Annotated in this window: 23 protein-coding genes; 16 read left to right on the top strand and 7 right to left on the bottom strand. The window is 72.3% G+C overall.

Annotated features, from left to right (window positions below; all coding sequences use genetic code 11):
• Nucleotides 1-152: 152 nt before the first annotated feature.
• On the top strand, nt 153-782 hold the full coding sequence (locus tag ACFCXS_RS20380; RefSeq protein ID WP_376644751.1) for a DUF6328 family protein: 630 nt from the start codon (nt 153-155) through the stop codon (nt 780-782).
• Nucleotides 783-1,026: 244 nt separating this feature from the next.
• Here ACFCXS_RS20380 and ACFCXS_RS20375 read toward each other — a convergent pair whose 3' ends face one another.
• The gene (locus tag ACFCXS_RS20375) at nt 1,027-1,485 is read right to left on the bottom strand and encodes an ATP-binding protein (protein WP_376644750.1); all 459 of its coding nucleotides are present in this window, start codon (nt 1,483-1,485) and stop codon (nt 1,027-1,029) included.
• A 213-nt stretch (nt 1,486-1,698) separates the two neighbouring features.
• Here ACFCXS_RS20375 and ACFCXS_RS20370 point away from each other — a divergent pair, with 213 nt between their 5' ends.
• A complete protein-coding gene (locus tag ACFCXS_RS20370) occupies nt 1,699-2,559 on the top strand; it encodes a helix-turn-helix domain-containing protein (RefSeq protein ID WP_376644749.1) in 861 nt (286 codons plus the stop codon).
• A 9-nt stretch (nt 2,560-2,568) separates the two neighbouring features.
• A complete protein-coding gene (locus tag ACFCXS_RS20365) occupies nt 2,569-2,799 on the top strand; it encodes a DUF397 domain-containing protein (RefSeq protein ID WP_376644748.1) in 231 nt (76 codons plus the stop codon).
• Nucleotides 2,800-2,862: 63 nt separating this feature from the next.
• Here ACFCXS_RS20365 and ACFCXS_RS20360 read toward each other — a convergent pair whose 3' ends face one another.
• On the bottom strand, nt 2,863-3,990 hold the full coding sequence (locus ACFCXS_RS20360; protein ID WP_376644747.1) for an 8-amino-7-oxononanoate synthase: 1,128 nt from the start codon (nt 3,988-3,990) through the stop codon (nt 2,863-2,865).
• A gap of 150 nt (nt 3,991-4,140) precedes the next feature.
• Between ACFCXS_RS20360 and bioB the strand changes: the two genes are divergently transcribed.
• From bioB to ACFCXS_RS20335, 5 genes are all read left to right on the top strand, one after another.
• A complete protein-coding gene (gene bioB, locus ACFCXS_RS20355; protein WP_376644746.1) occupies nt 4,141-5,316 on the top strand; it encodes a biotin synthase BioB in 1,176 nt (391 codons plus the stop codon).
• Nucleotides 5,309-6,661 carry an adenosylmethionine--8-amino-7-oxononanoate transaminase gene (locus ACFCXS_RS20350; RefSeq protein WP_376644745.1) on the top strand — a complete coding sequence of 451 codons (1,353 nt, stop codon included), beginning with the start codon at nt 5,309-5,311 and terminating at the stop codon, nt 6,659-6,661. Before bioB ends, ACFCXS_RS20350 begins: the two co-directional genes overlap by 8 nt.
• 1 nt (nt 6,662) lies before the next feature.
• On the top strand, nt 6,663-7,388 hold the full coding sequence (gene bioD, locus ACFCXS_RS20345; protein WP_376644744.1) for a dethiobiotin synthase: 726 nt from the start codon (nt 6,663-6,665) through the stop codon (nt 7,386-7,388).
• Between the two features lie 124 nt (nt 7,389-7,512).
• Entirely contained in the window at nt 7,513-8,370 is an 858-nt protein-coding gene (gene bla / locus ACFCXS_RS20340) for a class A beta-lactamase (protein WP_376644992.1), read from the top strand.
• 142 nt (nt 8,371-8,512) lie between these two features.
• Nucleotides 8,513-9,187, top strand: coding sequence for a class I SAM-dependent methyltransferase (locus tag ACFCXS_RS20335; RefSeq protein WP_376644743.1), 675 nt, complete (start codon nt 8,513-8,515; stop codon nt 9,185-9,187).
• 12 nt (nt 9,188-9,199) lie between these two features.
• Here the strand turns inward: ACFCXS_RS20335 and ACFCXS_RS20330 are convergent, their stop codons facing one another.
• The gene (locus ACFCXS_RS20330) at nt 9,200-9,574 is read right to left on the bottom strand and encodes a fic family toxin-antitoxin system, toxin component (protein WP_376644742.1); all 375 of its coding nucleotides are present in this window, start codon (nt 9,572-9,574) and stop codon (nt 9,200-9,202) included.
• Between the two features lie 4 nt (nt 9,575-9,578).
• Entirely contained in the window at nt 9,579-9,854 is a 276-nt protein-coding gene (locus ACFCXS_RS20325; protein ID WP_376644741.1) for a toxin-antitoxin system HicB family antitoxin, read from the bottom strand.
• A gap of 134 nt (nt 9,855-9,988) precedes the next feature.
• Here ACFCXS_RS20325 and ACFCXS_RS20320 point away from each other — a divergent pair, with 134 nt between their 5' ends.
• The 8 genes from ACFCXS_RS20320 (at nt 9,989) to mug (ending at nt 19,395) form a co-directional block, all read left to right on the top strand.
• Nucleotides 9,989-10,810: an ABC transporter ATP-binding protein gene (locus ACFCXS_RS20320; protein ID WP_376644740.1), complete on the top strand. Its 822-nt coding sequence runs from the start codon at nt 9,989-9,991 to the stop codon at nt 10,808-10,810.
• A gap of 4 nt (nt 10,811-10,814) precedes the next feature.
• Complete coding sequence (locus tag ACFCXS_RS20315; RefSeq protein ID WP_376644739.1) at nt 10,815-13,382, top strand: FtsX-like permease family protein; 2,568 nt, start codon at nt 10,815-10,817, stop codon at nt 13,380-13,382.
• A 55-nt stretch (nt 13,383-13,437) separates the two neighbouring features.
• A complete protein-coding gene (locus tag ACFCXS_RS20310) occupies nt 13,438-13,863 on the top strand; it encodes a GNAT family N-acetyltransferase (RefSeq protein ID WP_376644738.1) in 426 nt (141 codons plus the stop codon).
• A 177-nt stretch (nt 13,864-14,040) separates the two neighbouring features.
• Nucleotides 14,041-15,381 (top strand): hemolysin family protein, encoded by a 1,341-nt coding sequence (locus ACFCXS_RS20305; RefSeq protein ID WP_376644737.1) that lies wholly within the window; start codon nt 14,041-14,043, stop codon nt 15,379-15,381.
• On the top strand, nt 15,378-16,391 hold the full coding sequence (locus ACFCXS_RS20300) for a hemolysin family protein (RefSeq protein WP_376644736.1): 1,014 nt from the start codon (nt 15,378-15,380) through the stop codon (nt 16,389-16,391). Before ACFCXS_RS20305 ends, ACFCXS_RS20300 begins: the two co-directional genes overlap by 4 nt.
• A gap of 108 nt (nt 16,392-16,499) precedes the next feature.
• Nucleotides 16,500-17,279, top strand: coding sequence for an SGNH/GDSL hydrolase family protein (locus tag ACFCXS_RS20295; protein ID WP_376644735.1), 780 nt, complete (start codon nt 16,500-16,502; stop codon nt 17,277-17,279).
• Nucleotides 17,280-17,393: 114 nt separating this feature from the next.
• Entirely contained in the window at nt 17,394-18,836 is a 1,443-nt protein-coding gene (purB, locus tag ACFCXS_RS20290; RefSeq protein WP_376644734.1) for an adenylosuccinate lyase, read from the top strand.
• Between the two features lie 13 nt (nt 18,837-18,849).
• Complete coding sequence (gene mug, locus ACFCXS_RS20285) at nt 18,850-19,395, top strand: G/U mismatch-specific DNA glycosylase (RefSeq protein WP_376644733.1); 546 nt, start codon at nt 18,850-18,852, stop codon at nt 19,393-19,395.
• Between the two features lie 4 nt (nt 19,396-19,399).
• Here mug and ACFCXS_RS20280 read toward each other — a convergent pair whose 3' ends face one another.
• From ACFCXS_RS20280 to ACFCXS_RS20270, 3 genes are read right to left on the bottom strand one after another with little or no spacing between them, the layout of a single operon-like run.
• A complete protein-coding gene (locus ACFCXS_RS20280) occupies nt 19,400-19,831 on the bottom strand; it encodes a hypothetical protein (protein ID WP_376644732.1) in 432 nt (143 codons plus the stop codon).
• A gap of 55 nt (nt 19,832-19,886) precedes the next feature.
• Complete coding sequence (locus tag ACFCXS_RS20275; protein WP_376644731.1) at nt 19,887-20,612, bottom strand: ABC transporter permease; 726 nt, start codon at nt 20,610-20,612, stop codon at nt 19,887-19,889.
• Nucleotides 20,613-20,614: 2 nt separating this feature from the next.
• Complete coding sequence (locus tag ACFCXS_RS20270; RefSeq protein ID WP_376644730.1) at nt 20,615-21,535, bottom strand: ATP-binding cassette domain-containing protein; 921 nt, start codon at nt 21,533-21,535, stop codon at nt 20,615-20,617.
• Nucleotides 21,536-21,550 lie beyond the last annotated feature (15 nt).

The following is a 21,550-nucleotide window of genomic DNA, read 5'->3' as shown; positions in this document are numbered from 1 at the left end:
GTGGGGGGGGGGGGTGGGGGGTCTCAACATCTTCGGCCCACCGTGGTTTTGGTCGGGGGGGGTTCTGGCCCCCCCCGGGGGGGGGGGGGCTTTCTTGCCGCGCCGCCCCACGCCGGAGCGTGACACGGGCTCTTGTGGATACCCGTACTGTCATGGCCGAGCACCGTCCCTGCACCGCGCGCAACGAGACTCCGCTGCAACGCGCCGACCGCAACTTCGTCGAGCTGCTCCAGGAACTCCGCGTCACCCAGACGGGTGTGCAGATCCTCTTCGCCTTCCTGCTGTCGCTGGCCTTCACCTCGCGCTTCGGGGACCTCGACACGGTTCAGCGCGTCACCTACGTCGTCACGCTGCTGCTGGCGGTCCTGGCCGCCGCGCTCTTCACCGCACCGGCAGCGCTGCACCGCTCCCTCTTCCAGCAGGGCGCCAAGCCCCGCATAGTGCAGGTCTCCTCGCGTCTGGCCACGACCGGTCTGAGCGTGCTGGTGTTCGCGTTCAGCGGCTCGGTGCTGCTGGTGGTCGACGTGACCATGGGCCGTACGGGTGGCATCGCCGCGGGCGCCGCGACCTTCCTGGTCTGCGTCGGACTGTGGGGGGTACTTCCCCGGCTGGTGCGGCGGGCGGGGCTGCACGGGGAACGGAGGGGGGCCGAGGTGACCACCGGGGAGGAGCCGGAGGGGGCCGAGATCAGGCTTCCCGCACCACTGCGGAGCACTGTCCGGCAGCCGTCCGGGCTTCGCGGGGCGGCAGCACACCGGGAGGCGTCGACCCGGCGCCGGTGACGGCCACGGGCTCCGGCGGGTCGCACGGCACGCAGTGGACTGCGTAGAGCCGTGGGAGGGCCCGGAAGTGGGTCACGCGGGCCGGGGTGTGCAAAGGCACCCGCTGGGGGCCTTCAGGTCTGTAGAAGGTTCTTCGGATCCGACAGGGGCTTCAGGTCTGTTTCCTGGGCCTGTTCTGTTTCCTGGGCCTGTCAGGTCTTTCAGGTTCTGCGGTGACCGGTCTTTCAGGTTCCGTGGTGACCGGCTAAGACTCCTGCTGGCCCGCCGTCGTCACCGGCCGGACCGGAACGGCCCACGGGAGTTCGACCGAGATGGTCTTGCCGCCTTCGCGGGTGGGGCGGATGTGCAGTCTGCCGCCGCACTCGGCGGTCAGCCACCGGATGATGACCAGGCCGCGGCCGTTGTCCTGCTGGACGGCCGCGGGCAGGCGTCTGGGGAAGCGTGGGTGACTGTCCGTGACACCGATGCGCAGCTGCTCGTCGCGGTCCAGCTCGACGTCCACGGTGAAGGTGGGCGACTGGCCGAAGGTGTGCTGGACGGCGTTGGTGGCGAGTTCGGAGATGATGAGCCGGACGGCGTCGGACACGTCCGTGTCCGCCGGCAGGCCCCACTCCGCCAGCGTGCTCACCACATAGGCACGCGCTGCGGAAACCGAGGCGGGATCGCTCGGCAGAGTGACGGATGCTTCCAAATGGTCTGCCATGGCGACGTCGTCCCTTTCCCACGGGACCGTAGCCCGACATGGAGCGGATGGTTCGAGTACGGTCCCGGACTGGTGCTTCGTCGTCAGACTGCCACCAGAACACCCGTGAAGGTCGGCGATCCACCAAGATATGCATATATCTGTCGCTCAAAGCGGTGAACTCTGCGACGCGAGACCGTATTTGGGTGGCTCCGAAGGAGTAGGGAGTAGCCCATGCAGCACGGTCCCGCGGTGCGCCGCCGGAAACTGGGCGCCGAACTGCGTGCGCTGCGCACCTCTGCGGGGCTCACGAGCGGTGAAGCGGCCCGGCTGGTGGGCTGGCACCAGTCCAAGGTCAGCCGGATCGAGACGGGCACGAGCGGGGTGAAACCGGCCGATGTGCGGTTACTCCTGGATGCCTACGGTGTGGCGGACGCCCAACTCCGCGAACTGCTCATGGTGCTGGCGGGCGCCGAGGACAGTGACGGCCGGCACCACTGGTGGCACGCCTACCGCGGGGTACTGCCGCCGACCTACCGGGACTTCATCAGCCTGGAGTCCCAGGCCGGCGAGATGCGCACGCTGGAGACCACCGTCGTCCCGGGCCTGCTCCAGACGCCCGAGTACGCGCGTGCGGTGACCCGCGCCGCGGTGGAGGGGCTCCCCGAGGACCGGCTCGACACACTGGTCGAGGTGCGGCTGGCCCGGCAGGACGTGCTGCGCGCCGATCCCCCGCTGGAACTGAGCGCCGTGCTGGACGAGGCGGTACTGCGGCGGGAAGTGGGCGGGCCCGGGGTCATGGCCCGCCAGCTGGAGCGACTGGTCGAGGCGGCCCGACTGCCCCAAGTGCGCCTGCAGGTACTGCCGTTCGCCGCCGGGGCACACATCGGCGTCACCGGACCTTTCGTTATCTTGTCATTTTCGAGCACTTCTGATCTGGACGTGGTTGTTCTCGACCACTTGACGAGTAGCCTCTACCTCGAACGGAAAGAAGACCTCCAGGCCTACACGGAGGCCTTCAACGCCCTTCAGATCCACGCCCTTTCGCCCGAGGACTCGTTGGATTTCATCGCCGGGACAGCAGCCGGCGCGTAAGGAGGCACCATGCGTGCACTGCCTCGTCACGTCCCCTCAAGCATCGAACTGCCCGGTGTGCGATGGCTGCGCAGCAGCTACAGCACCGGCGCGAACAACTGCGTCGAGACCGGGTGTCCGGATGCCCCGCCCTGGACCGGACTGCTCGCCGTGCGCGACTCCAAGAACCCGGCCGGACCCGCGCTGCTCTTCTCCGCCGGGAGCTGGCAGGCCTTCGCGGCCGGGGTGAACCGTATGTAGGCGCGCTCGCGGACGCGTTCGATCAGACCGTCATCGTGCGACGCACGGCCGTGCCACGCCGACTCATGGCCGCGTCTCGCCGATCAGCCGTACAGCGCGTTCGATCTGCTGAGCGGTCAGGTCCGCGCGTGCCGTCAGCCTGAGCCGTGAGATGCCGTCCGGCACGGAAGGGGGCCGGAAGCACCCCACGGCCAGACCCGCCGCGCGGCACTGTGCCGCCCAGCGCACGGCATCCTCGGGAGAGGCCGCCCGCACCGAGACCACCGCGGCGTCCGGACGGACCGCTTCCAGACCCGCGGCGGTCAGGCGTGCGTGCAGTTCGCCCGCCACGGCGCGGGCCCGTGCCGCCCGCTGCGGCTCGCGGCGCAGCAGCCGCAGGGCCGCCAGGGCCGCCCCCGCCGCCGCGGGGGCGAGCCCGGTGTCGAAGATGAACGTCCGGGCCGCGTTGACCAGGTGGTCGACGACCCGCGCGGGGCCGAGGACGGCTCCGCCCTGGCTGCCGAGCGACTTGGAGAGGGTGACCGTCGCGACGACGTCGCCGGCACCCGCGAGGCCCACCGCGTGCGGAGCGCCGCGGCCGCCGTCGCCGAGAACGCCCAGTCCGTGGGCGTCGTCGACGACCAGCCCGGCGCCCTGCTCCCGGCAGGCCTCGGCGAGCGCGGTGAGGGGGGCCGCGTCGCCGTCCACCGAGAAGACCGTGTCGGACACGGCGATCGCCGTGCCCTCGTGGGTCGCCAGCGCCTTGCGCACGGCGTCCGGCTCGGCGTGCGCCACGACCTGGGTGGTGCCGCGGGCGAGCCGGCAGCCGTCGATGAGCGAGGCGTGGTTACCCGCGTCGGAGACGATCAGCGCGCCGTGCGGAGCCAGCGCGGTGACCGCGGCAAGGTTGGCGGCGTAGCCGGAGGAGAAGACCAGGGCCGCCTCGAACCCGCAGAAATCGGCCAGTTCCCGCTCGAGTTCGGCATGCAGTTCGGTCGTTCCGGTGACGAGGCGGGAACCGGTCGAGCCGCCGCCCCAGTCCCGCGCGGCCCGCGCGGCGCCCTCGGTCACCTCGGGGTGGCGGGCCAGCCCGAGGTAGTCGTTGCTCGCCAGGTCGAGGAGCGGCGAATCGGCCGGACGGGGGCGCAGAGTCCGTACGAGTCCGGCGCGGGCACGCAGCTCCGCCTGCTCGTCGATCCAGCCGAACGCCATGGGTGGTCCTCCGGGGAATTTGTAGGCAGTGCACAGACACTAGCGGGACCACCAGCAGGTCAGTGTGTGGCAATACCCACACCTCGAAGCGACTCTGTTGTGCGAACTCTCCTTTGCCCCGGGCACCTCCTTAGGACAGGATCGGCTTCCATGGACCTGCTGAACACGCTGGTGGACAAGGGGCTTCGGCGCGAGCTGCCGACCCGCGACGAGGCTCTGGCCGTCCTCGCGACGACCGACGACGACCTGCTCGATGTGGTGGCCGCGGCCGGAAAGGTGCGCCGGCACTGGTTCGGCCGGCGGGTGAAACTGAACTATCTCGTCAACCTCAAGTCCGGCCTGTGCCCCGAGGACTGCTCGTACTGTTCGCAGCGGCTCGGCTCGACGGCGGGGATCCTGAAGTACACCTGGCTGAAGCCCGACCAGGCGTCCGACGCGGCGGCGGCCGGGGTGGCCGGCGGGGCCAAGCGGGTGTGCCTGGTGGCGAGCGGGCGCGGCCCGACCGACCGCGACGTGGACCGGGTCTCCGAGACGATCAAGGCGATCAAGGACAACAACGAGGGCGTCGAGGTGTGCGCCTGCCTCGGACTGCTCTCCGACGGCCAGGCGGAGCGGCTGCGCGAGGCCGGCGCCGACGCCTACAACCACAACCTCAACACGTCCGAGGCGACGTACGGCGAGATCACCACCACGCACACCTACGAGGACCGCGTCGACACCGTGCAGAAGGCGCACGCGGCCGGTCTGTCCGCCTGCTCCGGGCTGATCGCCGGCATGGGCGAGACGGACGAGGACCTGGTGGACGTCGTCTACTCACTGCGTGAGCTGGACCCGGACTCGGTTCCGGTCAACTTCCTGATCCCGTTCGAGGGCACCCCGCTCGGCAAGGAGTGGAACCTGACGCCCCAGCGGTGCCTCAGGATCCTGGCGATGACGCGGTTCGTCTGCCCGGACGTCGAGGTGCGCATCGCGGGTGGGCGCGAGGTCCATCTGCGCACGATGCAGCCGCTCGCCCTGCACCTGGCCAACTCGATCTTCCTCGGCGACTACCTCACGAGTGAGGGCCAGGCCGGCAAGGCCGACCTGGAGATGATCGCGGACGCCGGGTTCGAGGTGGAGGGCACCGACCAGGTGACGCTGCCGGAGCACCGGGCCGCCGGGGGCTGTCACGACGGGGGCGGCGTCTGCGGTTCCGGGGGTGGCGGAGCCTGCGGCTCGGACGCCGCGCCGGAGGTCTCCGAGCCCCGTACGGCCACGGACGCCCGCACCGACCTCGTCGCCGTCCGCCGCCGGGGCGCCGGAACGGACCTCGCGCCCAATGCCTGAGCTGACGGTGCCCGGGCTGCTGGAGCTCGACCGGCGGCATGTGTGGCATCCGTACGGCCCGATGCCCGGGCGGCAGGAACCGCTCGTCGTGGAGTCGGCGAGCGGGGTGCGCCTGCGGCTCGCCGACGGCCCGGGAGCGCCGAGTGGCCCGGGGGTGCCCGGCCTCTCGGGAGTGCCCGGCGGTTCGGACGCGCCGGACGGCCCGCGCGAGCTGGTCGACGGGATGTCGTCCTGGTGGTCGGCGATCCACGGTTACAACCACCCGGTGCTCAACGAGGCCGCCCGCGAGCAGCTCGGGCGGATGTCCCACGTGATGTTCGGCGGGCTCACCCACGCGCCCGCCGTGCGGCTGGCGAAGCTCCTTGTCGACATGTCTCCCGAGGGCCTCGAGCACGTCTTCCTGGCCGACTCCGGGTCGGTGTCGGTCGAGGTCGCGGTCAAGATGTGCCTGCAGTACTGGCGTTCGCTGGGCCGTCCCGGCAAGCAGCGGCTGCTGACCTGGCGCGGCGGCTACCACGGCGACACCTGGCAGCCGATGTCGGTGTGCGATCCCGAGGGCGGGATGCACGGCCTGTGGACCGGTGTGCTGCAGCGTCAGGTGTTCGCCGACCCGCCCCCGGCGCAGTACGAGGAGGCGTACGCGGAGCAGTTGCGGTCGCTGATCGAACAGCACGCCGGTCAACTGGCGGCGGTCATCGTCGAGCCGGTGGTGCAGGGCGCGGGCGGGATGCGGTTCCACTCCCCCGCCTATCTGCGGGTGCTGCGCGAGGCGTGCGACGCACACGACGTCCTGCTGGTGTTCGACGAGATCGCGACCGGCTTCGGCCGTACGGGTGCGATGTTCGCGGCGGAGCACGCGGCCGTCACGCCGGACGTGATGTGCGTGGGCAAGGCGCTGACCGGCGGCTATATGACCATGGCGGCGACCCTGTGCACCGCGCGGGTGGCCGACGGCATCTCGCGGGGCGAGGTGCCGGTACTCGCCCACGGGCCGACCTTCATGGGCAACCCGCTGGCGGCGGCAGTGGCCTGCGCCTCGATCGAGCTGCTGCTCGGTCAGGACTGGCTCGCGGAGGTCAAGCGGATCGAGACGGGGCTGCGGGACGGGCTCTCGGCCGCCCGGGACCTGCCGGGCGTGAAGGACGTACGCGTCCTCGGCGCGATCGGCGTGGTCCAGCTGGACCATGCCGTGGACATGGAGGCGGCGACGCGGGCTGCCGTGCGCGAGGGCGTGTGGCTGCGGCCGTTCCGCGATCTGATCTACACCATGCCGCCGTACGTGACGGGCGACGCGGACCTGGCGCGGATCGCGCGCGCCGTGTGCGCGGCGGCGCGGGAGGGATGACATGCCGGTACTGGTGATCACGGGCACGGGCACGGAGGTCGGCAAGACGGTCGTGACCGCCGCCGTCGCGGCGACGGCGCTGGCGGCGGGCCGTACGGTGGCCGTGCTGAAGGCCGCGCAGACGGGCGTACGGCCGGACGAGCCCGGGGACGCCGCCGAGGTGGCGCGTCTGGCGGGCCCGGTGACGACGGCCGAACTGGCCCGGTATCCCGAGCCGCTGGCCCCGGCCACGGCGGCACGCCGGGCAGGCCGGGCCCCGGTCCATCCGCACGAGGTCGCTGAGGCCGCAGCCAAGCTGGCCACCGAGCACGACCTGGTGCTGGTCGAAGGGGCGGGCGGACTGCTCGTCCGGTTCGACGCGGCCGGAGGGACCGTGGCGGACGTGGCCCGGCTGCTGTCGGCGCCGGTGCTGGTCGTGGCGCCAGCGGGGCTCGGCACCCTCAACACCACGGAGCTGACGGCGCGTGAGCTGCGCTCACGGGGGCTGGAACCGGCCGGGATCGTGATCGGGAGCTGGCCCGCGGCCCCGGATCTCGCCGCGCGCTGCAATCTGGCGGACCTGCCGGACGTGGCCGGAGTGCCGCTGCTGGGCTCCGTCCCGGAGGGGTCAGGCGCCCTGCCCCCCACCGCCTTCCGGGCGGCAGCGCCGCAGTGGCTCGCGCCCGGGCTGGACGGTTCCTGGGACGCGGAGGCGTTCCGGGTACGGGAGGCGCCCGAGGCGTTCTGAGGGACGGGAGGGTGGTGAAACCGAAGCGGACGTGATCGCGTGTTCCCTCATGTAACTGATCGCCTCCGAAGGGACCGCCTTGCACACGAACGGATCACCCCCCTCCCGTCGCACGGCCCTCACGATGGGCACGGCCGCCGCCGCTCTCGCGCTGGGCGGCGGCACGGCACACGCCTCGACCGCCACCGGCGGGGCTACCGCGCGGTTACGGGAACTGGAGCGGGAGCACACCGCCCGGCTGGGCGTGTACGCCCGCAACATGCGCACGGGCCGGACGGTGGTGTACCGGGCCGACGAACGCTTCCCGATGGCCTCGGTGTTCAAGACGCTCGCCGCCGCGGCCGTCCTGCGCGACCTCGACCGCGACGGTGAGTTCCTGGCCCGGCGCATTCACTACACCGAGGCGTACGTCATCAGGTCGGGTTACTCCATCGTCACCGAGAAGCACGTCGCGACCGGCATGACGGTGGGCGAACTGTGCGATGCCACGATCCGCTTCAGCGACAACACCGCGGGCAACCTGCTGCTGAAGGAGCTGGGCGGACCGACCGCGATCACGCGCTTCGCCCGCTCGACGGGGGACCGCGTCACCCGGCTGGACCGCTGGGAGCCCGAGCTCAACTCTGCCGAGCCGTGGCGCGTGACCGACACGACGACCCCGCGCGCGATCGGCCTGACCTACGCCCGGCTGGTGCTCGGTGACGTGCTCGAGCCCCGGGACCGGGCGCGGCTCACGGACTGGCTGCTGCACAACACGACGAGCCTGGAGAGGTTCCGCAAGGGTCTGCCGGCCGACTGGCTGCTCGCCGACAAGACGGGTGGCGGGCAGTACGGCAGCAGCAACGACGTGGGCATCACCTGGCCGCCGGACGGCCCGCCGATCGTGATGTCGGTGCTGACCACGCAGCCGGAGGAGGACGCCGAGGCCGACAACCCGCTGGTGGCCCGGACGGCGGCGCTGCTGGCGGCGGAACTCGCCTAGCGCGCGGACCGGCCCCGCGCGGGCCCTGCTCGCCGCCCGCGCGGGGCCGGGTCCTCCCGGGGGGGTGGAGCAGGGGTGCGGCGGGCCCGTGATGGGGAGAATCACCCCGAAGCGCAACCGCGGCCTCGTCTGGGAGGTTCCCATGCCGCTCCGCTCCGGCAAGGTGTCACGGGACGCCGTGCACCATCCGCTGTTCGCCCGCTGCTACGCCCGGATCAGCGTGGCCGCCGAGACCCGCATGGGCATGGGCCCGATACGCGGGAGACTGCTCCGCGGGCTGTCCGGGCGGGTGCTCGAGATCGGCGCGGGCAACGGGCTGAACTTCGCGCACTACCCGGGCACCGTCGCGGAGGTCGTCGCCATCGAACCGGAACGGCGGCTGCGGCACCTGGCCGTGGAGGCCGCGCTGCGCGCCGAGGTGCCGGTGGACGTCGTGCCGGGTGCGGCCGAGGCGCTGCCGGTCAAGAGCGAGGGCTTCGACGCGGCCGTGGTGTCGCTGGTGCTGTGCAGTGTGCGGGACGTGCCCCGGGCGCTCGGGGAGCTGCGGCGGGTGCTGCGGCCGGGCGGCGAGGTGCGGTTCTTCGAGCACGGCCGGGGCGGCGGCCGGGCGATGACCTTCACGCAGCAGGCGCTGGACCGGACGGTGTGGCCGCTGCTGAGCGGGGGCTGCCATGTGGCGCGGGAGCCGGTGCGGGCGCTGCGGGACGCCGGGTTCGAAATCGGCCCCTACCGGCAGGTCCTGATGCCCGAGGACGGGCCGCGGCTGCCCAGCTCGTACTGCGTGCTCGGCACGGCCTGGCGTCCGGTCGGCGGGTAGTGCCGCCGGCGGTCACAGGCTCCACTGACGCAGCTCCTGCTCGATCTCCTGTACGGAGGCCTCGCCGCTCTTGACCAGTAGGGCGAGGTCGCGGACCTGCTCGGGCGAGGTGATGACCTTGACGCCGCTGGCGACGAGGTACGCGTAGGCGACGGCGGAGGCGAACAGGGCGTTGGAGCGTTCCAGCGCGGGGACGTGGATCAGGAGCTGGAGCAGGGCGGCGGCGCGGGCGTGCGGGCTGTCGTAGACGGGGACGTCGAACACGGTGGCCCGGTGGCGGGCGACGGCGGCGACGAGAGCTCCCCAGTCGGTGACCTGGGGGTCTCCGGGGGTCTTGTGCTCGGCGAGCATCAGCAGCCAGGCGAGGTCGATCTCGAGGTCGTTCAACGGTTCAGTGGCGACCTTCGCGCGTGCCCTCGCGGTCCTCCCCCGCGCTCGGCTTCGCGCGAGCGGGGGCACCCCCACCGAGCTCCTCGACGAAGACGGACTCGTACTGCTTCATGAAGTCCGCCGCGGCCTCCACGAAGGTGTGCCCCACCTCGCCGGTGTCCTGTCGGACCAGCTCCTCGATGTAGCGGTTGACGCTCATACCGCGGGCCAGGGCGCGTTCACGGGCGGCGCGGGCGGTGCCCTCGTCGACGCGCACGTTCAGCTGGGTCTTCGCCATACCTCGAAGCTAGCGCGCAGGTGCTAGCACCGGCAAGGGCGGTGTCCGACCCGCGGAGGATACCGAGTGTGGGCCGGGTCACATTACTCTCGGGCAGGGTTGGGACCACGCACGTCCACCCAGAGGAGGCGGCCTTGTCCACACCTGCTGCGGAGCACGCTCCCGGCCTCGCGCCGGCCGACGGGATCGCGGCCCGCGCCCGCGGTCTGACCAAGGCGTACGGCACGGGCGAGACGGCCGTGCTCGCGCTCGACTCGGTGGACGTGGACGTCGTCCGGGGCCGGTTCACCGCGGTGATGGGCCCGTCGGGTTCCGGAAAGTCCACGCTGATGCACTGTCTGGCCGGGCTCGACACCGTCTCGGCCGGTCAGGTGTGGCTGGGTGACACGGAGATCACCGGGCTGAGGGACCGCGAGCTGACGCGGCTGCGCCGGGACCGGATCGGGTTCATGTTCCAGTCGTTCAACCTGATCCCGACCCTGAACGCGCTGGAGAACATCACCCTGCCCATGGACATCGCGGGCCGCAGGCCCGACGGGTCGTGGCTGGACCAGGTGATCGACACCCTGGGCCTGCGGGACCGGCTGGGGCACCGGCCCTCGCAGCTCTCCGGCGGGCAGCAGCAGCGCGTGGCCTGCGCACGGGCGCTGGCCTCCCGCCCCGAGTTGATCTTCGCGGACGAACCGACCGGCAACCTCGACTCACGTGCCGGGCTGGAGGTGCTCGGCTTCCTGCGCGAGGCGGTGGACCGGCTCGGGCAGACGGTCGTCATGGTCACCCACGACCCGGGCGCCGCCGCCCACTCGGACCTGGTGCTCTTCCTCGGGGACGGCCGGATCGTCGACGAGATGCGGCGCCCGACGGCGGAGGCGGTCCTGGAGCGGATGAAGAGGTTCGACGTGATCCGCACCCGCTACGAGGACCCCGGCGCCCCGGCGTCACCCGAGGAGAACTGAACCCGTGCTCAGGGCGACCCTGCGGAGCTTCCTGGCGCACAAGGGGCGGCTGCTGCTCTCCGCGCTCGCCGTCCTGCTGTCCGTCGCGTTCGTCACGGGGAGTCTGATCTTCTCGGACACGGTCAGCCACACGTTCGACCGGCTGTTCGCCTCCACCGCGGCCGATGTCACCGTCAGCCCGAAGAAGGACCTCGACGAGGCGCTGCCGTCGGGCCGGACGGCCACCCTGCCGGCGGGGCTCGCCGAACGGGTCCGGCAGGTCGACGGGGTCGCGACGGCCCGCGCCGACGTGAAGGTGAACGGCCTCACGGTCGTGAACGAGGAGAACGAACCGGTGGGCCCGACCACCGGGGCACCGACGCTCGGCTACGCCTGGAACCCGAACGAGCGCAGCCCCGTGCGGCTGACCTCGGGCCGTGCCCCGCGCGGCCCCGGGCAGGCGCTGCTCGACTCCGAGACCGCCGGCCGCAAGAACGTGCACGTCGGCGACACCCTCAGGGTCATCGCACCCCCCGGTTCGTTCCGGGTCCGGGTGGTCGGCATCGTCACCTTCAGGACCACGAACCCCGGCTCCGCACTGCTCTACTTCGACACCCCCACCGCCCAGACGAAGCTGCTGGGCCGGCCGGGCACGGCCACGAGCATCTCCGTGGACGCGGCGCCGGGCGTCGGCGACGACCGGCTCAAACAGCGGGTGGCCGGCGCGCTCGGCGCACACACCTACGACTTCAGGACGGCCGGCGAGCAGGCCGAGTCGGACGTCGAGCAGCTGGGCGGGTTCCTCGACGTCATCAAGTACGTGATGCTGGGCTTCGCCGGGGTCGCCGTCCTGGTGGGCGTGTTCCTGATCGTCAACACGTTCTCGATGCTGATCGCCCAGCGCACCCGGGAGCTGGGCCTGCTGCGGGCGCTGGGCGCCGACCGGCGCCAGGTCCGCGCCTCGGTGCTCACCGAGGCCCTGCTGCTCGGACTGGCCGGCTCCACGCTGGGACTCGCCGCGGGCGTCGGGCTGGCGGCCGGGCTGATCGGGCTGATGGGCCTGCTCGGCATGAACATCGACGCCGACGAGATGCAGATCGGCTGGGTGACCCCGGTGGCGGCGTACGTGGTCGGGCTCGGCGTCACCTTCGTCGCCGCGTACCTCCCGGCCCGGCGGGCCGCCGGCGTCTCGCCGATGGCCGCGCTCTCGGACGCCGAGGTGGCAGGGGTGGGCCGTCCGCTGCGGGTGCGTGCGGTGGCGGGCGCGCTCGTCGGGGCGGCCGGCGCGGCGGCCCTCGCGGGCTGCGCGGTGTCGGAGCAGACGTCGTCGGCGGCTTCCCTGCTCGGGCTCGGTGTGGTGCTCACGCTGATCGCCACGGTGATCGCCGGGCCCCTGCTGGTGCGCCCGGTGATCCGGGTGCTCGGCGCCGCCTTCCCCGCGCTGTTCGGCCCGATCGGCCGGATGAGCCAGCGCAACGCCCTGCGCAACCCCCGCCGCACCGGGGCCACCGCGGCGGCGCTGATGGTGGGGATCGCCCTGGTCGGCGGAATGTCGGTGGCGAGCGAGTCGATGACCGCGTCGTTCGACCGGCAGATCGACACGACGCTCGGCGCCGACTTCGTCGTGCAGAACACCAACTTCCAGCCGTTCCCGCAGGAGGTCACCGACCAGGTGCGCCACACCGCCGGCGTGGGCCTGGTCGTGCGCGGGAGGTTCACACCGGTCGCGGTGCGCCTCCCGGACGGCGACCGCGTGGAGAGCACGGCGGCGGGCTACGATCCGCGGCTCGACGAGGTCGCCGACATCACCTACGCGCGAGGGGACTCGGCGGCCGCGCTCGCAGGCGGGCACCTGGCCATGGACCGGGACTTCGCTCGCGACCACGGCGTCCGGGTGGGCAGCGTCCTGCCGGTGGAGTTCCCGGGCGGACGCTCGGCCGAGCTGACGGTCGGCGCGCTCACCGACCAGGACACCGCCGAGGGATTCGGCACCCAGGGCGGGCTGTTCTTCGGGCTGGGCACCCTGGAGCGCCACGCTCCGGGCGGGCGGGACTCCGCGCTGTACGTCAACGCCGCCGCGGGCACGAGCGACGACGATCTGCGCGCGGCCCTGGAGAAGACCCTGGATCCGTATCCCGAGGTGCAGGTGCGGGACCTGGCCGACTACAAGCAGCTGGTGCATGACCAGATCGCGGTCCTGCTGTACCTCGTGTACGCGCTGCTCGGGCTGGCGATCATCATCGCGGTGCTGGGCGTGGTCAACACGCTCGCGTTGTCGGTCGTCGAACGCACCCGGGAGATCGGCCTGTTGCGGGCGATCGGGCTGGCCCGGCGTCAGCTGCGGCGGATGATCCGGCTGGAGTCGGTGGTGATCGCGGTGTTCGGCGCCGTGCTCGGGCTCGCACTGGGGCTGGTGTGGGGTGTGTGCATGCATCAGGTGCTGGCGCTCCAGGGCATGACGGCCCTGGCGATCCCGTGGGGCACGATCGTGCTGGTGGTGGCCGGCTCGGCCGTGGTCGGAGTGGTGGCGGCGCTGCTGCCGGCGTTGCGCGCCTCCCGCATGAACGTGCTGGCGGCCATCGCGCACGAGTGATGTCCGGATGGTGAAACGGTCTGACGCAGGCGGGCGTGACTGCTGTGATCTTGGGATGACCGACTTGCGCATCCGGGCCGCGACGCCCGAGGACCTCGACACCGTGCTGGCCTTCTGGAAGGTGGCCGCCGAAGGCACGAGCATCAGCGACGACCGCGGCGGGGTGGAGCGGCTGGTGGCACGCGACCCCGAGGCGCTGATCCTGGCCGAGCGGGGCGGCGAACTGGCGGGCACGGTGATCGCCGGGTTCGACGGCTGGCGCTGCCATCTGTACCGGCTGGCCGTGCACCCGGAGCACCGCCGCCGGGGCATCGCGACCGCGCTGCTCGCCGCCGCGGAGGAGCGGTTCGTACGGCTCGGCGGGCGCCGCGCGGACGCGATGGTGCTCACGCACAACGAGACCGCGCACCGGACGTGGGGAGCGGCCGGATACGGGGCAGAGGAGCAATGGCGACGTTGGGTGAAGCCGCTCACCGAGTAGTCGTGGCCGCGAGGCCGTGATCACGACACGGAGGCGGACTTTGCTCATCCTTTACTCTTGAATGGCCACTCGGTCCTGCATGAAAGGTTGTGAGCCTCCGCCCATGGGCGAGCCTCCCCGTGCGCGACACCGCGCGTTCCGCCCCGTCCTGGAGAACCATGGAACGGGGGTGAACCGATGACCGAAGTGCTCCTCCTCCTGGCGGCGATCGCGCTCTCGCTCGCCTGCGGCGCCTTCGTGGCGGCCGAGTTCTCCCTCACCACGATCGAGCGCGCAGAGCTGGAGCAGGCCGTCGAGCGCGGCGAGCGAGGTGCGCAGGGTGCACTGAAGGCCGTACGGAACCTGACGTTCCAGCTTTCCGGGGCGCAGCTCGGCATCACCGTCACCAACCTGGTGGTCGGCATGCTCGCCGAGCCGTCGATCGCCGCCCTGATCGCCGGGCCGCTGGAGGACCTCGGCGTCTCGCGCTCGGCGTCGCACAGCATCGCGCTGGTGGTCGGCACCGCCTTGTCCACGGTGTTCCTGATGGTCGTCGGCGAGCTGGTGCCGAAGAACTGGGCGATCTCCTCGCCGCTGACCGTCGCCAAGACCGTGGGCAACGCCCAGCGCTGGTTCAGTGCCGCGTTCCGGCCGTTCATCACGCACCTGAACAACACGGCGAACCGGGTCGTACGGCGGATCGGTGTCGAGCCTGCCGAGGAACTCGCCTCGGCGCGCGGGCCGCAGGAGCTGGCCGCCCTGGCCCGGCACTCCGCCAAGGAGGGCGCCCTGGAGGCGGACACCGCCGAGCTGTTCGTGCGCACGCTGAACCTCGCCGACCTGACCGCGGAGAACGTGATGACGCCCCGGGTGCAGGTCGTCGCGCTGGAGGTGCAGGCGACCCTGGAGGACGTGGCGAACGCGACCCGGGCGACCGGCCTGTCCCGGTTCCCCGTCTACCGCGGGACCCTCGACTCGGTCGTCGGGACGGCCCACGTCAAGGACGTGCTGGCGGTACCGGCCGAGCGCCGGACCCGGATCTACGTCTCCGAGCTGATGCGCGAACCCCTGCTGGTCCCGGAGACGCTCACCGTCGACCGGCTCCTGGACCGGCTCTCCGGCAAGCGCACGATGGCCGTCGTGATCGACGAGTACGGCGGCACCGCGGGCGTGGCGACGCTGGAGGACATCGTCGAGGAGGTCGTCGGCGAGGTGCGCGACGAGCACGACCCGCACGAGACGCCGGACCTGGCCGCGGCCGGCACCGACGAATCCGGCCACGCGCTGTACTCGGCCGACGGCTCCGCACGCGTGGACCACCTGGAACGGGTCGGACTGCGCGCACCGGAGGGGCCCTACGAGACGCTCGCCGGGCTGGTCGCGGCCGTGCTCGGCCGGATACCGGCCGCGGGCGACACCCTCGAGGTCGCCGGCTGGCACCTGGAGGTCCTGGACGCCACGGGGCGCCGCGCCGCCCGCGTGCGGCTGCGCGCACCCCTCGACGACCGGCAGCCCGACGAGAAGGGGGTGGAGCTGTGACCGCCGTCCAGTTGCTGATCGGACTGGCGACGCTCGTCGTCAACGCCTTCTTCGTCGGCGCCGAGTTCGCGCTGATCTCGGTGCGCCGCAGCCAGATCGAGCCCTACGCCGACCAGGGCGACCGGCGCGCGAAGAGCGTGCTGTGGGGCCTGGAGCACGTGTCCGCGCTGATGGCGGCCGCCCAGCTCGGCATCACGCTGTGCACGCTGGTGCTGGGCGTGGTGGCCGAGCCCGCGATCGCGCACCTGCTGGAACCGGTGTTCCACGCGTTGGGCGTGCCCGAGGGGGCGGGGCACGCGGTGTCCTTCGTGATCGCGCTGTCGCTGGCGACCTATCTGCACATGCTGCTCGGCGAGATGGTGCCGAAGAACATCGCGCTCGCCGAGCCGGTGCGCAGCGCGCTTGCGCTCGGACCGCCCCTGGTGGCGCTGTCCCGCGCCCTGCGTCCGGTGATCTTCACGGTGAACACGTTCGCCAACACGCTGCTGAAGCTGCTGCGGGTGGAGGCCCGGGAGGAGGTCGCCGCCTCCTACTCGGACGCGGAGATAGCGCGGATCGTGAAGGACTCCAGCGAGGCGGGCCTGATCGACGACCGCGCCCAGGAGCGGCTGCGGGACGCGCTGGAGCTGGGCCGCCGCCCGGTGCGGGACGTGGTGCTGCCGCTGGAGCACGTGGTGTACGCGAGTGTCGGTGTCACCCCGGAGGAGCTGGAGCGGCTGTCGGCGGAGTCCGGGTTCTCCCGCTTCCCGGTGGTCGACGAGGGGCGGCGGATCGTCGGGTACCTGCATGTGAAGGACGCGCTGGACGCCGCCGGGCGCGACGTGCCGTTCCGGCTGCGGGACATGCGGCCCATCGCGCGGGTGCGGGAACACACGCCGCTGGACGACGTCCTCACGGCCATGCGGGGCAGCCGCACCCACCTCGCGGCCGTCCTCGGCTCGGACGGGCGGCTGGCCGGTCTGGTGACCATGGAGGACGTCCTTCGGGAGCTGTTCGGCCAGCGGGCGTGAGGAACCGGGCCCGCAGGCCGTGGGAACTGTTCGTCCGGCGGGTCCGGGACCCGCCCCACGGGACCGACCGACTGACGGGTATGTGCACGGGATACCATTTCCGACGCCATGCAGACGAACCCCACCCACAGCAGCCTGGTCGCCGTCGGCGACTCCTTCACCGAGGGCATGTCGGATCTGATGCCCGACGGCTCCTACCGCGGCTGGGCGGACCTGCTCGCCGCCCGGATGGCGGCCCGCACGCCCGGCTTCCGCTACGCCAACCTCGCGGTGCGCGGCAAGCTGATCCAGCAGATCGTCGACGAGCAGGTCGACGTCGCGGCGGCCATGGGGGCCGACGTGATCACCCTGGTCGGCGGGCTCAACGACACGCTGCGGCCCAAGTGCGACATGGGCCGGGTCCGCGGGCTCCTGGAGGAGTCCGTGGAGAAGCTGGCCCCCGCGTGCCGGCAGCTCGTCCTGATGCGCAGCCCGGCGCGGCAGGGCCCGGTCCAGGCGCGGTTCCGGCCTCGCATGGAGGAGCTGTTCGCCTGCGTGGACGAGCTGGCAGCCCGGCACGGCGCACTCGTCGTCGACCTGTACGGCGCGCCCTCCCTGAGCGACCCGCGGCTGTGGGACGTGGACCGGCTGCACCTGACGGCCGAGGGCCACCGCCGGGTCGCGGAGGCGGTGTGGCAGACGCTGGGCCACGACCCCGAGGACGCCGAGTGGCACACGCCGATGCCGGCGACGCTGCCACCGGGCTGGGTCATGCGGCGCGTGGCGGACGCGCGATTCGCCCGGCAGCACCTGCTCCCGTGGATAGGCCGCCGCCTGACGGGCCGCTCCTCGGGCGACGGACTGCCCCCGAAGCGGCCGGAGCTGCTGCCGTACGAGGAACTGGCGTAGGACCCGGCCAGGACCGGCGTAGCCGCAGGTGGACGCGACCGGGACGCTCTCGTAGGTTCCGACGAAGACACCCGCGGCGCTGGCCTGCAGGAATCGCCAGTAGAATCCGTACACGTGACTTCTGCGCCCGCCAAGCCCCGCATCCCGAACGTCCTCGCCGGACGCTACGCCTCCGCCGAGCTCGCCACGCTCTGGTCGCCCGAGCAGAAGGTGAAGCTGGAGCGGCAGCTCTGGCTCGCCGTGCTCCGGGCCCAGAAGGACCTCGGCATCGAGGTGCCGGACGCGGCGCTCGCCGACTACGAGCGCGTCCTCGACACCGTCGACCTGGCCTCCATCGCCGAGCGCGAGAAGGTCACGCGGCACGACGTGAAGGCGCGGATCGAGGAGTTCAACGACCTCGCCGGGCACGAGCACGTGCACAAGGGCATGACGTCCCGCGACCTCACCGAGAACGTCGAGCAGTTGCAGATCCGCCTCTCGCTGGAGCTGGTCCGCGACCGCGCGGTCGCCGTCCTGGCCCGGCTCGGCAAGCTGTCCGGCGAGTACGGCGAGCTGGTCATGGCCGGCCGCTCGCACAACGTCGCCGCCCAGGCCACCACCCTCGGCAAGCGCTTCGCCACCGCCACCGACGAACTGCTCGTCGCGTACGGCCGGGTCGAGGAGCTGCTGGGCCGCTACCCGCTGCGCGGCATCAAGGGCCCCGTCGGCACCGCGCAGGACATGCTGGACCTGCTGGGCGGGGACGCCGCGAAGCTCGCGGACCTGGAGCAGCGGATCGCCACGCACCTGGGCTTCTCGCAGGCCTTCACCTCGGTCGGCCAGGTCTACCCACGCTCGCTGGACTACGAGGTCGTCACCGCGCTGGTGCAGCTGGCGTCGGCCCCGTCGTCGCTGGCCAAGACGATCCGGCTGATGGCCGGGCACGAGCTGGTCACCGAGGGCTTCAAGCCCGGCCAGGTCGGCTCCTCGGCGATGCCGCACAAGATGAACACCCGCTCCTGCGAGCGCGTCAACGGCCTGATGGTGATCCTGCGCGGATACGCCTCGATGACCGGCGAGCTGGCGGGCGACCAGTGGAACGAGGGCGACGTGTCCTGCTCGGTGGTGCGCCGGGTCGCGCTGCCGGACGCGTTCTTCGCGCTGGACGGCCTGCTGGAGACGTTCCTGACCGTACTCGACGAGTTCGGTGCGTTCCCGGCGGTCGTCGCCCGTGAGCTGGACCGCTACCTGCCGTTCCTCGCCACCACCAAGGTGCTCATGGGGTCCGTGCGCGCGGGCGTCGGCCGGGAGCTCGCGCACGAGGCGATCAAGGAGAACGCCGTCGCCTCCGCGCTGGCGATGCGCGAGCAGGGCGCCGAGCGCAACGAGCTGCTGGACAAGCTGGCCGCCGACGAGCGCATCCCGCTCGACCGGGCCCAGCTGGACGCGCTGATGGCCGACAAGCTGTCCTTCACCGGTGCCGCGGGCGACCAGGTCGCCGCCGTCGTCGCCCGGGTCGAGGAGATCGTCAAGCAGCACCCCGAGGCCGCGGGTTACACGCCCGGCGCGATCCTCTGACGCGCCTGCCCTGATGGCACGTTTCACGCCCGAGGAGCTGGAGGCCGCCCGCGACCGCGTCGTGCCCGACGTGGTCGCGGAGGGTCTGCGCGTCCTCTTCTGCGGGATCAACCCCGGCCTGATGACGGCCGCGACGGGCCATCACTTCGCCCGGCCGGGGAACCGCTTCTGGCCGGTGCTGCACCGGTCCGGGTTCACACCAAGGCTGCTGAAGCCGTCCGAGCAGCAGGAGTTGCTGTCGTACGGGCTCGGCATCACCAACGTCGTGGCCCGGGCCTCCGCCCGGGCGGACGAGCTGAGCGCCGAGGAGTACCGGGAGGGCGGGCGGCTGCTCGCCGCGAAGGTGACACGGCTGCGGCCGCGCCGGCTGGCCGTGGTCGGCGTGACCGCGTACCGCGCCGCGTTCGACGACCGCAAGGCGCGAGTGGGGCCGCAGGCACGGATGATCGGTGACACCCACGTGTGGGTGCTGCCCAATCCGAGCGGGCTGAACGCGCACTGGACGCTGGAGACGATGGCGCAGGAGTTCGGGCGGCTGAGGGAAGCCGCCGGGGACTGATCCGCTACGGCGGGTCGGCCTCCGTGACCAGGGCCAGCAGCTGCACCTCCTGTGAGGTGTCCCGGTCCGCGACCGCCACGGCCACCCAGCGGCCCGTGCCCTCCACCTCCCACAGGTGGGCGACGCCGGCGCGCACGCTCAACTCGGCCCACGGCCGGGCCATGTCCTCCCGCTCGGTGCGCAGCAGCACGGTCTGCAGGTTGTAGGGGTCGGTGTCGCCCCAGCGGGAGGCGAGGAGTTCGTAGACGGCGTCCCGGTCCTTCTCGAACTGGTCGATCGTCACCGCCCGGACCCCGGGGTCGCCGTCGGTGCCGGCCGCCAACACCGCGAGATGGTGGCCCGGCCCCGAGACGCCGACGTCCGACGGGCCGTGCTCCGCCGGAAAGGGGCGGTAGCACAGCTCGTCGATGAGCGCGATGTGCCGTGCGATGTCCATGGGTCCAGTAAACCCGCCCCCACCGACACTTGGCGGGGCGTCAACCCGCTCGCCGTCAGGCGTCCCTGCAGCGTACGCTCCAGGCTCCCGCCAGCAGCGAGGCGGCCGTCCACAGCGCGGTCACCGCGAGCCCCGACCAGGGGCCGAGGGTGCCGTCGTACGTCTCCCGGAGGACCAACTGCCCGGCCTTGTCGGGGAGGAAGCCGGCGACCGTGCCCGTCGCGTCGCCGATCACGAAGGACACGACGAGAATGAAGGGCACCAGCAGGGAGAGGGTGGCCACGCCGCTGCGGAGCACGGCGGCGATCCCCGCGGCGAACAGGGCCATCAGCATCAGGTAGACACCACAGCCCACGACCCCGCGCGCCTGCTCGCCGGTATCGAGCCCGTCGGCCGCCGCACCGAGCCCGGCCCGGCCCACGAGGAGGGCGGCGAGGGCCGTGACCAGCCCCACCAGGAGCGCCGGCAGGGCGACGACGGCCGCCTTGGCCGCGAACCACCGGCCCCGCTGCGGCACCGCGGCCAGGGAGAGCCGCAGCGCGCCCTGGTGGAACTCCGACGACACGGCCATGGCCCCGAAGGTGACGGCCGCGATCTGGCCCGGAATGACGCCGGACAGAGCCGTGAACAGCGGATCGAAATCCGGGTCCGAGGCATCGGAGACTCCGGCGATCGCGGAGAAGGCCGTGGTCACGGTGAGCAGGGCCAGCAGTGCTCCCGGGAGCGAGCGCAGGGTGCGGACCTTCAGCCACTCGGAGCGCAGTACGGGCGTGGATTCCATGGTCAGGCCTCCTGGGGCTGTGCGGTGAACTCGGTCTCGGTCCCGGTGAGGTCGAAGTAGGCCTGCTCCAAGGTGCCCTCCTCGGCGGCCAGTTCCAGGACCGGCACGCCCGAGGCCGAGATGATGCGGCCGATGTCGTCCACACGCGCGTCGCGCACGGTCCAGTGCCCGTCCACGTGTTCCTCCGCGTCGTGGCCGTGCCGGGCCAGGGCCGACTCGAGCGCGACGGGGTCGGTCGTGCGGATGCGTACGCGGGGCTGCACGCGCGCGTGGATGAAGTCCCGCATCGGGGTGTCGGCGAGGAGCCGTCCCCGGCCGAGGACGACGAGGTGGTCGGCGAAGGACGCGGTCTCGTTCATCAGGTGGCTGGAGACCAGGACCGTGCGGCCCTCCCGGGCGAGCCGGCGCAGCAACCGCCTGATCCACACGATGCCTTCGGGGTCGAGGCCGTTGGACGGCTCGTCCAGCATGACGACCCCGGGGTCTCCCAGCAGGGCGGCGGCGATGCCGAGCCGCTGGCGCATGCCCAGGGAGTACGTCCGTACCCGGCGCCGGGCCACGGACGCCAGGCCTGTCTCCTCCAGGACCTCGTCCACCCGCCGATCCGGGATGCGGTTGCTCGCCGCCAGGACGCGGAGGTGGTCGCGGGCGGTGCGGGAGCCGTGCGCGGCCTGCGCGTCGAGCAGGGCGCCCACGTGGCGCAGGGGTTCACGGAGCGCCGGGTAGGGCCGGCCGCCGATGGTGGCGGTTCCGGCGGTCGGCCGGTCGAGGCCGAGCAGCAGCCGCATGGTGGTGGATTTCCCGGCGCCGTTCGGGCCGAGGAAGCCGGTGACGCGGCCGGGCAGCACGCGGAAGGTGAGGTCGTCGACGGCGCGCTTGGTGCCGAACTCCTTGGTGAGGGACTGGACGTCGATGCTGGTCATGGCAGCAGCCTGGCC

The sequence above is a fragment of the Streptomyces sp. NPDC056373 genome (assembly GCF_042262425.1).
Taxonomy (GTDB): domain Bacteria; phylum Actinomycetota; class Actinomycetes; order Streptomycetales; family Streptomycetaceae; genus Streptomyces.
This window is presented reverse-complemented; position numbering and strand designations above follow the sequence as displayed.

Coding starts and splice junctions, on each gene's coding strand:
- ACFCXS_RS20365 (WP_376644748.1), top strand. CDS start 2,569: ATGCGTGCACTGCCTCGTCACGTCCCCTCAAGCATCGAACTGCCCGGT.
- ACFCXS_RS20275 (WP_376644731.1), bottom strand. CDS start 20,612: ATGGAATCCACGCCCGTACTGCGCTCCGAGTGGCTGAAGGTCCGCACC.
- ACFCXS_RS20335 (WP_376644743.1), top strand. CDS start 8,513: ATGCCGCTCCGCTCCGGCAAGGTGTCACGGGACGCCGTGCACCATCCG.
- ACFCXS_RS20295 (WP_376644735.1), top strand. CDS start 16,500: ATGCAGACGAACCCCACCCACAGCAGCCTGGTCGCCGTCGGCGACTCC.
- ACFCXS_RS20305 (WP_376644737.1), top strand. CDS start 14,041: ATGACCGAAGTGCTCCTCCTCCTGGCGGCGATCGCGCTCTCGCTCGCC.
- ACFCXS_RS20360 (WP_376644747.1), bottom strand. CDS start 3,990: ATGGCGTTCGGCTGGATCGACGAGCAGGCGGAGCTGCGTGCCCGCGCC.
- mug (WP_376644733.1), top strand. CDS start 18,850: ATGGCACGTTTCACGCCCGAGGAGCTGGAGGCCGCCCGCGACCGCGTC.
- bla (WP_376644992.1), top strand. CDS start 7,513: ATGGGCACGGCCGCCGCCGCTCTCGCGCTGGGCGGCGGCACGGCACAC.
- ACFCXS_RS20370 (WP_376644749.1), top strand. CDS start 1,699: ATGCAGCACGGTCCCGCGGTGCGCCGCCGGAAACTGGGCGCCGAACTG.
- ACFCXS_RS20280 (WP_376644732.1), bottom strand. CDS start 19,831: ATGGACATCGCACGGCACATCGCGCTCATCGACGAGCTGTGCTACCGC.
- ACFCXS_RS20375 (WP_376644750.1), bottom strand. CDS start 1,485: ATGGCAGACCATTTGGAAGCATCCGTCACTCTGCCGAGCGATCCCGCC.
- ACFCXS_RS20325 (WP_376644741.1), bottom strand. CDS start 9,854: ATGGCGAAGACCCAGCTGAACGTGCGCGTCGACGAGGGCACCGCCCGC.
- ACFCXS_RS20270 (WP_376644730.1), bottom strand. CDS start 21,535: ATGACCAGCATCGACGTCCAGTCCCTCACCAAGGAGTTCGGCACCAAG.
- ACFCXS_RS20380 (WP_376644751.1), top strand. CDS start 153: ATGGCCGAGCACCGTCCCTGCACCGCGCGCAACGAGACTCCGCTGCAA.
- bioB (WP_376644746.1), top strand. CDS start 4,141: ATGGACCTGCTGAACACGCTGGTGGACAAGGGGCTTCGGCGCGAGCTG.
- bioD (WP_376644744.1), top strand. CDS start 6,663: ATGCCGGTACTGGTGATCACGGGCACGGGCACGGAGGTCGGCAAGACG.
- ACFCXS_RS20350 (WP_376644745.1), top strand. CDS start 5,309: ATGCCTGAGCTGACGGTGCCCGGGCTGCTGGAGCTCGACCGGCGGCAT.
- ACFCXS_RS20310 (WP_376644738.1), top strand. CDS start 13,438: ATGACCGACTTGCGCATCCGGGCCGCGACGCCCGAGGACCTCGACACC.